Source organism: Pseudomonas sp. S9 (assembly GCF_000222125.1).
GTDB lineage: Bacteria > Pseudomonadota > Gammaproteobacteria > Pseudomonadales > Pseudomonadaceae > Aquipseudomonas > Aquipseudomonas segetis.
In genome coordinates this window covers 17,315-29,735 of record NZ_AFFX01000004.1, presented here as the reverse complement: position 1 = coordinate 29,735, position 12,421 = coordinate 17,315, and the positions used below count along the sequence as shown (strand labels likewise).

Annotated in this window: 9 protein-coding genes and 1 pseudogene; 4 read left to right on the top strand and 6 right to left on the bottom strand. The window is 55.3% G+C overall.

Features of this window, described 5'->3' with window-relative positions:
- Positions 1-359: 359 nt before the first annotated feature.
- From PSES9_RS0109105 to PSES9_RS0109090, 3 genes and pseudogenes are all read left to right on the top strand, one after another.
- Positions 360-1,610 (top strand): annotated as a pseudogene (locus tag PSES9_RS0109105) (methyl-accepting chemotaxis protein); the annotation flags it as partial.
- A 214-nt stretch (positions 1,611-1,824) separates the two neighbouring features.
- Positions 1,825-2,970, top strand: a complete 1,146-nt coding sequence (locus PSES9_RS0109095; RefSeq protein WP_010486234.1) for an efflux RND transporter periplasmic adaptor subunit — start codon at positions 1,825-1,827, stop codon at positions 2,968-2,970.
- Positions 2,971-2,995: 25 nt separating this feature from the next.
- Positions 2,996-6,058 carry a multidrug efflux RND transporter permease subunit gene (locus PSES9_RS0109090; RefSeq protein WP_010486232.1) on the top strand — a complete coding sequence of 1,021 codons (3,063 nt, stop codon included), beginning with the start codon at positions 2,996-2,998 and terminating at the stop codon, positions 6,056-6,058.
- 80 nt (positions 6,059-6,138) lie between these two features.
- On the opposite strand, the gene PSES9_RS0109085 is transcribed toward PSES9_RS0109090, so the two are convergent.
- The 5 genes from PSES9_RS0109085 to PSES9_RS0109060 form a co-directional block, all read right to left on the bottom strand.
- Complete coding sequence (locus PSES9_RS0109085; RefSeq protein ID WP_010486231.1) at positions 6,139-6,354, bottom strand: hypothetical protein; 216 nt, start codon at positions 6,352-6,354, stop codon at positions 6,139-6,141.
- A gap of 310 nt (positions 6,355-6,664) precedes the next feature.
- Complete coding sequence (gene groL / locus PSES9_RS0109075) at positions 6,665-8,311, bottom strand: chaperonin GroEL (protein WP_010486229.1); 1,647 nt, start codon at positions 8,309-8,311, stop codon at positions 6,665-6,667.
- A gap of 47 nt (positions 8,312-8,358) precedes the next feature.
- Positions 8,359-8,652, bottom strand: coding sequence for a co-chaperone GroES (locus tag PSES9_RS0109070; RefSeq protein ID WP_010486228.1), 294 nt, complete (start codon positions 8,650-8,652; stop codon positions 8,359-8,361).
- A 329-nt stretch (positions 8,653-8,981) separates the two neighbouring features.
- Entirely contained in the window at positions 8,982-9,437 is a 456-nt protein-coding gene (locus PSES9_RS0109065; protein ID WP_010486226.1) for an FxsA family protein, read from the bottom strand.
- 69 nt (positions 9,438-9,506) lie between these two features.
- Positions 9,507-10,232, bottom strand: a complete 726-nt coding sequence (locus PSES9_RS0109060) for a HugZ family pyridoxamine 5'-phosphate oxidase (RefSeq protein ID WP_010486225.1) — start codon at positions 10,230-10,232, stop codon at positions 9,507-9,509.
- 237 nt (positions 10,233-10,469) lie between these two features.
- Here PSES9_RS0109060 and PSES9_RS0109055 point away from each other — a divergent pair, with 237 nt between their 5' ends.
- Positions 10,470-11,228, top strand: a complete 759-nt coding sequence (locus PSES9_RS0109055; RefSeq protein ID WP_010486222.1) for an SDR family oxidoreductase — start codon at positions 10,470-10,472, stop codon at positions 11,226-11,228.
- A gap of 69 nt (positions 11,229-11,297) precedes the next feature.
- On the opposite strand, the gene PSES9_RS0109050 is transcribed toward PSES9_RS0109055, so the two are convergent.
- Positions 11,298-12,320, bottom strand: coding sequence for a DUF481 domain-containing protein (locus tag PSES9_RS0109050; protein WP_010486220.1), 1,023 nt, complete (start codon positions 12,318-12,320; stop codon positions 11,298-11,300).
- Positions 12,321-12,421: the final 101 nt, after the last annotated feature.

Genomic DNA, 12,421 nt, shown 5'->3' with positions numbered 1-12,421 from the left:
GCGCCCAGATCCTTGCGTTGTTAAGTGGCAGCCTAGTATTGATCGTGCTTATTGCCCTGCTGTGCTTTGCATTCATGTCCAGCGGCATGCAGTCCTACCGCAATCTGATTGATGGCCCAATCCTTTCATCTCGACTGGTGAATGAGGCCAATGTTGAGTTCAAGATCCAGGTGCAGGAATGGAAAAACGTATTGCTGCGAGGCAAGAACCCAGCTGACCGAGACAAATACTGGCAGCAATTTCAACAGCAGGAAGCTCGCGTCCAGCAAATACTGAAAAGCCTGGCGCAAAACGCAGCGCAAACCGATAACCAGGCACTGCAAAACAAAACGGACGCATTGATTAGCGAACACCTGGCAATGGGCAATGCTTACCGCAAAGGCTTCCAGGCGTTTGTTGACGCCAATGCCGATGCCGCAGCAGGTGATGCGGCGGTCAAAGGTATCGATCGTGGCGCCAGCCAAAAGATGGAAGAATTGGTCAGCCAACTGGCCAAGCAAAGCCAAGAGCAATCGTTAATTATTAGCGAACAAGCCAGCCAGACCTTGAGCTTGGGCATTGGATTTATGCTGGTTTCCAGCGCCCTTGTTGGGCTTGTAAGCTTGTGGTTGATCAATCGCAACCTTATTACGCCAATCCAGCAACTGATTGAGTACATTGCTCAACTGAGTCATGGCAACTTTGCCAAACACACTCAAATCAATCGCCAGGACGAACTGGGTCGCTTGGCAACAGCGGCCAATACCTTGCGTGACTTCCTCGCCGAAACCTTCAGCCAACTGCAACGCAGCACAATCGAGCTAGACAGCGCCAGCAGCGAACTGAGTGTCATTGCCAAGGTTATGGCGCAAGGCAGTCGTGATCAGTTCTCCCGCACAGACCAGGTCGCCACCGCCATGCATGAAATGTCAGCTACCGCGCAAGAGGTGGCCAATCACGCAGGCGAGGCAGCCAATGCAGCCGATGATGCTGATCAATCAGCACAGCAAGGTGAAGAGGTGATGCAGGCGACCATCGAAACCATCACCCATATGAGCCAGGAAATAATCACCACCGCTGAGGTCATCCGCCAGCTCGAAGACGACAGCGGCCGCATCAGCAAAGTGCTTGAAGTGATTCGAGGAATTGCCGAACAGACCAACCTGCTCGCACTCAACGCAGCGATTGAAGCGGCCCGTGCAGGTGAGGCTGGCCGTGGTTTTGCTGTAGTGGCCGATGAGCTACGCACCCTGGCCCAGCGTACAGCTGAATCCACTGCTGAAATCAACCAGATCATCAGCACTGTCCAAACGGGTGCCAGTAATGCCGTGCGTGCTATCGACAGCGGTCAAAACCTGAGTAACAAAGGCCTAGAGCAAGTCACTAAAGCCGGTGTTACCTTGCAGCAAATTACAGCTGCGGTTGAGGCAATTCGCGACATGAATCGGCAGATAGCAACGGCGGCTGAAGAGCAAACCGCAGTTGCCGAGGATATTTCACGCAATCTGACCGAAATCACAACCATTGCCAGCGAAAATGAAAAGAACGTACAGCGCACCGAAAGCGCCAGTAAAAACCTGCGTAGCCTGTCAACAGGCCTCAGTGATGTGACCCAGCGTTTGAGCGCCTAAACTGACTGCGCAGCAAGCATGTATTGGCGGCATGCCTGCTGCGCCTTTCAGCTCCGAAGATGCTGGTAACACCGTCAAAACAGGTGAAATTGCCAGCTTGAGCACACACCGAAATCATTTGTTAATTGCAGTCTTTGACTTGCCCACGCAAGGGCACTAATGTTCGTCTTTGGCCAAAATTTAGGCCTTCCTTTATCTGCCAAGGATATGCAACATGTTGCTTCGCCGGATGCTAATAATGATAGGCGTGGTTGTGCTTGTGGTGCTCGCGCTGGGCGGCTACAAGGGCTACACCATCTACCAGCAAATACAAATGTTCTCAGCACCCAAGCCGGCGATCAGTGTCAGCGCCAGCCCTGTGGAAGAACTCCCCTGGCAGCAGCGGATTCCCGCGATTGGCACGCTCAAGGCAATTCAAGGCGTCGACCTGACCGTCGAAGTCAGCGGCATTGTCCAGGACCTGCTGTTCAATTCAGGCGAGCAGGTCAAGCAGGGCCAGGCACTGGTACAAATGAATAGCGATGTCGAGACTGCAAATCTGGCGACCGCCAAAGCAGACCTTGATCTTGCGCGCGTGGAATTTGCCCGCGGTAAGAAACTGGTCGCGCAACAGAACCTGTCGAAAAGTGAATACGACCGACTCGCGGCAGAGAACGCCAAGGCCAATGCCAGCGTTGCCCAGCTCGAGGCCTTGTTGGCGAAAAAACGCATCCTTGCCCCCTTTAGTGGAACCATAGGTATCCGCCAGGTGGATGTGGGCGACTTCCTCTCATCAGGTACTTATATCGCCACCTTGCAGAACACCTCGCAACTGTATCTGGACTTCTTCCTGCCTGAGCAGGACGTACCCGAGATTGCGCTTGGGCAGGCTATCGACTTCAAGGTCGCGGCATATCCAGAGCAGGATTTCAGTGCAACCATTTCCGCCATCAACCCTAAAGTAGAGGACAGCACACGCAACGTTCAGGTCCGGGCGACCCTGAACAATCCGGACAACAAACTGTTGCCGGGCATGTTCGCCAACCTGCAGCTGCTGCTGGCTGACAACAGCGCGCAAAAAATCGTGCCTGAAACAGCGGTGACCTACACCCTCTACGGCAATTCGGTATACGTGGTCGCCGAAAAGAAAGACGAACAGGGCAATTTGGTCAAGGAAGAGGATGGCAAGCCTCAACTGGTTGCCCAGCGCCGCGTGGTTGAAACCGGCGAGCGACGCGATGGCAAGGTCATCATTCTCAAAGGCCTGCAGGCCGGCGAGCAAGTGGTGACCTCAGGCCAGCTCAAGCTCGATAACGATGCGCACATAAAAATCGTCGACCCATCTCCAGCTGCGGCCAGCACGCCTGGCGCCGAACAATAAGCGGCGCCTAGCCCAAGGAATAGACATGGCTTTTACTGACCCCTTTATCCGGCGCCCGGTGTTGGCGACCGTGGTCAGTTTGTTGATCATCCTGCTTGGTTTGCAGGCGTTCAATAAACTGACTATCCGTGAATACCCGCAACTAGAAAACGCGCTGATCACAGTCACCACCTCCTACCCCGGGGCGAATGCCGAGACGATCCAGGGCTACATTACCCAGCCCTTGCAGCAGAGCCTGGCCAGCGCCGAGGGTATTGACTACATGACTTCGGTGAGTCGCCAGAACTTCTCGGTAATTTCGATTTACGCGCGTATTGGGTCTGACAGCGACCGCCTGTTTACCGAACTGCTGGCCAAGGCCAACGAGGTCAAGAACCAGTTGCCACAAGAAGCCGAGGACCCGGTGCTGTCGAAGGAGGCGGCTGACGCCTCGGCGCTGATGTACGTGAGTTTCTACAGTGATGAGCTGACCAACCCGCAAATCACCGATTACCTGTCACGCGTCATCCAGCCGAAACTGGCGACGCTGCCGGGCATGGCCGAAGCCGAAATCCTTGGCAACCAGGTGTTTGCCATGCGCTTGTGGCTCGACCCGGTAAAAATGGCGGCTTATGGCATCACCGCCGGTGATGTGAACAGCGCAGTGCGCAAGTACAACTTCCTGTCCGCCGCTGGCGAGGTCAAAGGCGAGTACGTGGTCACCAGCATTAATGCCGAGACCGACCTGAAAACGGTTGAAGGCTTTTCTAAAATCCCCCTGAAAACCGTTGGCGATAGCCGGGTCCTGATCGGTGATGTTGCACGTGTCGAGATGGGCGCTGAAAACTACGACTCAATCAGCTCATTCGATGGCATTCCCTCGGTCTACATCGGCATCAAAGGCACGCCAAGCGCCAACCCGCTGGACGTGATCAAGGAAGTGCGCAAGATAATGCCGTCGCTTGAGGCGCAGTTGCCCCCCAACCTCAAGGTCTCGATCGCCTACGACGCCACGCTGTTTATCCAGGCGTCGATTGACGAAGTGGTAAAGACCCTTGGCGAAGCCATCCTGATCGTCATCATCGTGGTATTCCTGTTCCTCGGCGCGCTGCGTTCGGTGTTGATTCCGGTGATCACCATCCCGCTGTCGATGATTGGCGTGTTGTTTTTCATGCAGATCATGGGCTACTCGATCAACCTGCTGACGCTACTGGCGATGGTGCTCGCGATTGGCCTGGTGGTCGACGATGCGATTGTCGTGGTGGAAAACATCCACAGGCATATCGAGGAAGGTAAAACCCCGTTTGATGCAGCGATTGAAGGCGCGCGCGAAATTGCCGTGCCAGTGGTCTCAATGACCATCACCCTGGCTGCGGTCTATGCCCCTATCGGCTTCCTCACAGGCCTCACGGGAGCGCTATTTAAAGAGTTTGCCCTGACCCTGGCAGGCGCGGTGATCATCTCCGGCATCGTCGCCCTGACGCTGTCGCCGATGATGTGCTCTAAACTGCTGCGTCACGAAGAAAAGCCCAGCGGCCTGACCCACAAGCTGGACAGGATCTTCGATGCCCTGAAGAACCGTTACCAGCGCAGCTTGCACAGCACCCTCGAGACCCGCGCAGTAGTGCTGGTCTTTGCGATCATCGTCATGTGCCTGATTCCGGTGCTGCTCAAGTTCACCAAAAACGAACTGGCGCCCGAAGAGGATCAAAGCATCATCTTCATGTTTTCCAATGCTCCACAACCGACCAACCTTGATTACCTGAACAAATACACCGATCAGTTCCTGCCGATCTTCAAGGACATTCCGGAGTACAACTCCTGGTTCCAGATCAACGGTTTCAATGGTGTGCAGTCGGGTATTGGCGGCTTCCAGTTGACGCCCTGGGACCAACGCTCACGCACTCAAATGGAGTTGCTGCCCGAAGTACAGGCCAAGCTCGACCAGATCCCGGGCTTGCAGGTATTCGCCTTCAACCTGCCTTCCTTGCCAGGCACAGGCGAGGGCTTGCCCTTCCAGTTCGTAGTCAACACGCCAAATGATTATGAGTCGCTGCTGGCGGTGACCGACAAGATCAAAAAGCGTGCAGAGGAATCCGGCAAATTTGCCTTTCTCGATGTTGACCTGGCCTTCGACAAGCCAGAAGTTGTGGTCGATATCGACCGCGAAAAAGCCGCGCAGATGGGCGTATCGATGGAGGACATCGGCACTGCCCTTTCCAGCCTGCTCGGCGAAGGCGAGATCAACCGCTTTACCATCGAGGGTCGCAGCTACAAGGTTATTGCACAAGTCGAGCGAGCTTACCGCGATAACGCCAACTGGCTGAGCAGTTACTACGTCAAAAGTGAAAGTGGCGAGCTGTTACCCTTGTCGACGCTGATCAAAGTCAGTGATCGCGCACGACCAACCCAGCTCAACCAGTTCCAGCAGCTCAACTCGGCCATCATCCAGGGCTTTCCGATTGTCAGCATGGGCGAGGCCATCGACACGGTGCGCCAGATCGCCGAGGAAGAAGCCCCGGCAGGCTACTCATTCGACTATGCCGGCTCTGCACGACAGTACATTCAGGAAGGTACTGCGCTCTATGCAACCTTCGGCATCGCCCTGGCGCTGATCTTCCTGGTACTGGCGGCACAATTCGAGAGTTTCCGCGACCCGCTGGTGATCATGGTCACGGTTCCGCTGTCGATCTGTGGCGCATTAGTACCGTTGTTTCTCGGGCTATCGAGTATGAACATCTACACCCAGGTGGGTTTGGTGACCTTGATCGGATTGATCACCAAGCACGGCATCTTGATCGTAGAGTTTGCCAACCAGTTGCGCCGCGAAAAAGGCATGTCGCGCCGCCAGGCCATTGAAGAGGCGGCCTCGATTCGCCTACGGCCAGTGTTGATGACCACCGCTGCCATGGTCTTCGGCATGGTGCCACTGATTCTGGCAACAGGTGCAGGCGCCGTGAGCCGGTTTGATATCGGCCTGGTGATTGCCACGGGCATGACCGTAGGCACCCTGTTCACCCTGTTCGTGCTGCCTTGCGTATATACGCTCATTGCTCACCCTGACACGAAAACTGATACCGCTGGTGAGCAAGCGCCAGTCACAACCTGAGCCAAACCTTAGGCCCAAGCCCGCAAAAGCCCTGCATTCGCAGGGCTTTGTGTTTGCCACGGACCTGGTATCAAGCCGGTCTAGCGCATGCCTTGTGACATGCCAAACATAAACAGCAGCAAGTCGCCGTCAGGCTTTTCCGGCGTGTCCGCCCGCTGGCTGGCCGGCAATGGGCAATAGCCCTGGCTGAAGCCGGTAATGACTTGCGGGCTGCTTTCATTCCAGGCGGCAAATGCCACGGACGTGACCCCCAAGGCACCGGCCAGGAACAAACCTCGAGCAAATTCTAACTTCATTACTGCAACCTCTTGATAGCGCTGCCAAACGCTGTTTTCTTACCCTAGAACAGCTAGCGAAATCTTGTCAGTTTATGCGACAAGCGGTCGACGCAAGATTGCAGCAGCCAGATGCTGACTCAAGCCAGGGTTCGAACCTTGTCGCCCGTGATTGGTTCCATCACCTGGTTGATATTCACCTTTGGCTTGTGAAAAACCTGTCAATTTCAAATCCAAGGAAAGCATTTCCTCAGTTTATCGATCAATGGTTAAGGAATTTCAGGCAAAAAAAACCCCGCGACAAGCGCGGGGTTTTCGGTAGGGAGCTGGATTACATCATGCCGCCCATGCCACCCATACCACCCATGCCGCCCATATCAGGCATTGCAGGGGCTTTGTCGTCAGCTACTTCAGCGATCATCGCTTCGGTAGTGATCATCAGGCTGCCGATAGAGGAAGCCGCTTGCAGCGCCGAGCGAGTCACCTTGGCTGGATCGAGGATACCCATTTCGATCATGTCGCCGTACACGCCAGTCGCAGCGTTGTAACCGTAGTTACCTTCGCCTTGCTTGACCTTGTCGACTACAACGCTTGGCTCGTCACCGGCGTTGGCAACGATCTGACGCAGTGGCGCTTCAACCGCGCGACGCAGCAGAGCGATACCAACGTTCTGGTCATCGTTGTCGCCTTTGAGGTCAACGATAGCCTGCAGAGCGCGAACCAGTGCCACGCCACCGCCAGGAACCACGCCTTCTTCAACCGCAGCACGGGTAGCGTGCAGGGCGTCTTCAACGCGGGCCTTCTTCTCTTTCATTTCAACTTCGGTACCAGCGCCGACCTTGATTACCGCAACACCGCCAGCCAGTTTGGCCAGACGCTCTTGCAGCTTCTCTTTGTCGTAGTCCGAAGAAGTGTCTTCAACCTGCTTGCGGATCTGAGCAACGCGGGCTTCGATATCAACCTGCTGGCCAGCACCGTCGATGATGGTGGTGTTTTCTTTGCTCAGGATTACGCGCTTGGCGTTACCCAGGTGCTCAAGGGTAGTGCCTTCAAGGCTCAGACCCACTTCTTCGGAGATCACAGTACCGCCAGTCAGGATCGCGATGTCCTGCAGCATGGCTTTACGACGGTCACCGAAGCCTGGTGCCTTGACAGCTGCAACCTTCACGATACCGCGCATGTTGTTCACAACCAGAGTCGCCAGGGCTTCGCCTTCAACGTCTTCGGCAACGATCAGCAGCGGACGACCGGCCTTGGCAACAGCTTCCAGCACCGGCAGCATTTCGCGGATGTTGGAGATCTTCTTGTCGACCAGCAGGATCAGTGGGGTTTCAAGCTCAGCTACCATGGTGTCTGGCTTGTTGATGAAGTATGGCGACAGGTAGCCACGGTCGAAATGCATGCCTTCTACAACAGACAGTTCGTTTTCCAGGCCCGAGCCTTCTTCAACGGTGATCACGCCTTCTTTACCGACTTTTTCCATGGCTTCGGCAATGATGTCGCCGATGGAGTTGTCGGAGTTGGCCGAAATAGTACCAACCTGGGCAATGGCTTTGGTGTCAGCGCAAGGCTTGGACAGGCTCTTCAGCTCTTTGACAATGGCGATGGTCGCCTTGTCGATGCCGCGCTTGAGGTCCATTGGGTTCATGCCAGCAGCGACAGCCTTGAGGCCTTCGTTGACGATGGCTTGAGCCAGTACAGTTGCAGTGGTTGTACCGTCGCCTGCAGCGTCGTTCGCTTTGGAGGCTACGTCTTTAACCAGCTGAGCGCCCATGTTTTCGAAGCGATCTTTAAGCTCGATTTCTTTGGCAACGGACACACCGTCCTTGGTGATGGTTGGAGCGCCAAAGCTCTTTTCCAGAACCACGTTACGGCCTTTAGGGCCCAGTGTTGCTTTAACAGCGTCAGCCAGGACGTTTACACCGGCGAGCATTTTTTTACGAGCGGAGTCGCCGAACTTAACTTCTTTAGCAGCCATGGAAATGCTTCCTCAATTCTTGACGGTTAAACGGAGATTCGTGGAAATCAGGCTTCAACAACAGCCAGGATTTCGCTTTCACCCATTACCAACAGGTCTTCGCCATCAACTTTGACGGTGTTGCTACCGGAGTAAGGGCCGAACACAACCTTGTCACCAACCTTGACGGCCAGTGCACGAACTTCGCCGTTGTCCAGTACGCGACCAGTGCCTACGGCAACGATCTCGCCTTGATTAGGCTTTTCTGCAGCGGAACCTGGCAGCACGATACCGCCAGCGGTTTTGGTTTCTTCTTCGCTGCGGCGAATCACTACGCGGTCATGCAGAGGACGAAGCTTCATTGTCGATCTCTCCCAATAGATTGTTTTATCAGCCGGTGTCGTCACCGACGGTTAGCAAAGTCCGGCGTTGCCGGTAGCGCTGCGCGATGCGCAACGCTGAAGTCTGTTCTGTCTGTAATGACAGAAAACCTTGCGGTGTCTGGTACATGTGGGCGTAAAAGAGGATTTCAAGGGCGCCAAGTAATTTTTTTTACAATAAACCCGGCACTTACAGGCCTCGGCGGGCGCCTGCTGTTGCCTTGAATAGCCTGGATCGACAACTGATTCCAGCAAGTAAAAGCCCGCGCTGAGCGCGGGCCGGTTTTCATACAGACGACGCTGGCACTGGATTAGTCGCGACGCTCATATTCGCCTTCAAGCACGTTGGGACGCGAGCCACCTGGACGTTGTGCCGCAGCCAGGTCATCAGCAAATGCACGCTGGCGCGCGGCTTGTTCAGCTGCCCGAGCGCGGATTTTTCCAACGAAGATACGGCGCGTGAACGGAACCAAGCAAAGCAGGCCAAAAATATCGCTGATAAAACCTGGCAGCAGCAGCAAGCCACCACCGACGGCAATCATCAAGCCTTCAAGGACTTCCTGCTCCGGCAGCTCACCACGGGCCAGTCGTTCGCGGGCGCGAAATGCCGTGGCAATCCCGGCTACACGAAGAAGAATGCTACCCAGCACGGCAGAGCCGACTACCAGCAAAATGGTCGGTATCGCACCAATGGCGCCACCCACCTTGATCAATACGGCCAGCTCTATGAGCGGGAATAAAAGAAATAGAAACAAAAAAGCACGCATCGGAGTTTCCTTAACGGAAGAACAGCTTCCTGTAGGGATGAAGTATGGGTTGGCGCACTTAATTCAAGCTTAAGCAGGATTATTTCCCGGCCATTCATCGGCATGAGCCAGTGCCACCAAGGCCTGGCGCACCGCTCCAGCAGTGTTACAAATTGTTGGAAAGGCCAACCAATAGATACTTTTGCCGATACGCAGGTGAAAACCCTCGCTATCAATCCCCACCAACTGGGCCGGGGTGCTGGTCGGCAAACCCGCGAGTTCGACATAGTGCGCAATGGCTTTGCTGTGATCGGCATTCATATGCTCGAGCATGCCCTGCTCTGCTTCCCCGGCAAAGGCGTTGTCTAGGGTCACTTGGTCAATCCAGTGGATCGCACCAAAACCGCCAATGTGGCGGCTCCTCACCGGCTCAAGGCGCCAAAAGTCAAAGTCATGGGCACGATGGTAATCCGCAGAATCGGGGAAATAGCGATAATAGCGCGCAGCAGCGACCTCAATTGACCGTGGATCTTCCAACTTGCAGGCCTCGGCCAAGAGCGTCAGTCGTCCGGCGGCCTGAACATCGTCAGCCTCGCGCTCGCCAACCAGTAGCGAACATTTTGGGTCACGCTGCAGATTGTGGGTGTGCTGGGCAATCCGGCTGATCAGGATCAGGGGATAACCCTGCGCATCCAGGCAATAAGGCACCACGGAGCCGAAAGGAAAACCAGGCATGCTCTTGGAATGCGTCGAGATTACGCCCCGGTATTCCTTGAGCAGCAATTCTCGGGCATGCTTAGCCGCGCTCACGCTCATTAAATGACTCCCTGCTGATAATTCGTCAAAAACAGCACTGACCAAGCAGCCACTCGCCCTTAGGCGCGAGCCAGCCCGTTTCAACCAGTGCTAGAGATCCGCTGAATCGGACAGTTTACGCGCTGCCGCCCAGGTTATTCAGTAGATTTCATAGGTCGAGCACTCCAGTCGCCTGTGCCTAAAGTTAACAAGCGACGCCAGCAGGGGTCTACAGAACACTTTTCAAGAGGGTAATCCATGCAACTGCAAGACAAAGTCATCATCATCACCGGCGGCTGCCAGGGCCTGGGACGCGCCATGGGTGAATACCTGGCAAGCAAGGGCGCCAAACTGGCATTGGTCGACCTCAACCAAGAACGCCTCGATGAGGCCGTCGCGGCATGCAAGGCACTAGGCGCAGAGGCTCGCTCGTACCTGTGCAACGTCGCCAATGAAGAACAGGTCACGCACATGGTCAGCCAGGTGGCTGAAGACTTTGGCGCCATCAATGGTTTGGTTAACAACGCCGGAATCCTGCGCGACGGCCTGACCGTCAAAGTCAAAGACGGCGAGATGAGAAAAATGAGCCTGGCGCAGTGGCAAGCCGTTATCGACGTCAACCTCACGGGCGTGTTCCTCTGCACCCGTGAAGTTGCAGCCAAGATGATCGAGCTCAAGAATCAAGGCGCGATCATCAACATCTCGTCAATTTCACGCGCAGGCAACATGGGCCAGGCCAACTACTCGGCCGCCAAGGCTGGTGTGGCTGCTGACACCGTGGTCTGGGCCAAAGAACTGGCGCGCTACGGCATTCGTGTGGCGGGCGTTGCGCCTGGCTTTATTGAAACCGAGATGGTTGCCAGCATGAAGCCTGAAGCACTGGAGAAGATGACCTCGGGCATTCCGCTACGCCGCCTGGGCAAGCCGGATGAAATCGCCCACTCAGTGGCCTACATTCTCGAAAACGATTACTACACAGGTCGAATTCTCGAGCTTGATGGCGGCCTGCGCCTCTGATCGCAAGCAAGCCCACTTGCGTTATGGAAAAGCCCCGCATGCGGGGCTTTTTACTTGCATCGAGGATAATTACCAGCCGACGCCAAACCCCAGGCTGTAACGGGTTTCATCCAGTTCGCTCTCGGAGTCGCCACCACTGACCAGGTCCTTCTCGGCCTTCATATTGAGCGAGGCCCAGTCAGTCACCTTGTAGCGCAGCCCCACTTCGGCATCGAAGGTGTATTCCGCTACGTTATCAAGCGGTTTGCCGACCTCGCCCGTAGTAAAGAACTCGACCGCTTTACCCAGTAAGTAACGGTTGTAGTCCCACTTGCCGCTGATGGCGTAGAAATTAGACTCGTCGCCGTTGGCATACTCGTAATCGGTACGGTTGACCAAGCCGGCAACCGAGAACGCGCCCAACTCGTCATCCCAGAACTGGTAACCGGGACCGGTACCGACGGTGCGCTGACGCTCCAGGTCTTCGACCTTGTCACGCTTGTACTCAAGTCGCCCCTGCCAGAACCAGTGCTCATCAAGGAAGCGGTCGAGTGCATACTCGGCATCCCAGTTGTCGGTTGTCACTACATGATCCGACAGTTCCCGGTTATAGCCGGCAGTCGCATTGTGGCGCCAGCGACCGTGGCGGGCCTGGGTTTTCAGGTCCAGGTCGTAATCGTCGGGGTCGCTCTCTGAGCGCTTGAAATCGAAGGCTGCATCGATATTGCCCCGCCACGTCAAGTCTTCGACAACCGGCTTGGGTTTCATTATCTGGCTGATGCTCGCCAACTCAACGGTGCGAGGTGCCTCACCATTGACCAGCACTACTTGCCCCTCCTCGCCAGCACGCAATGACTTTGCGCGTTCGCCAGTGGTGTCGTCTTCCTTGACCAGCAGCTCACGATCGCTTTCCAGCGTCTTGACCTTGCTCCAGGCCAACGGAATAGCTCCGCCATAATCGGTTTGCAGGAGTAGTTTGTTGCCGTCGAAGAATTTGATTTTCCCGGTTAGGCGATCGCCGTTTTTTAGCCAGACGGTATCGGCCAAAAGTGGGGATGCGACCAACGACAAGCTGAGGCTCAATAAGGTACGAAAAACGCTTTGTGAAAACATAGTTGGACTATGACTGCTCGGATTTTAGAAAAGTCGCGCATTATCTACATCCACGACACCTGAACAAGCACTGACCGGGCTTTTACAGCCAAGTTCAGGAT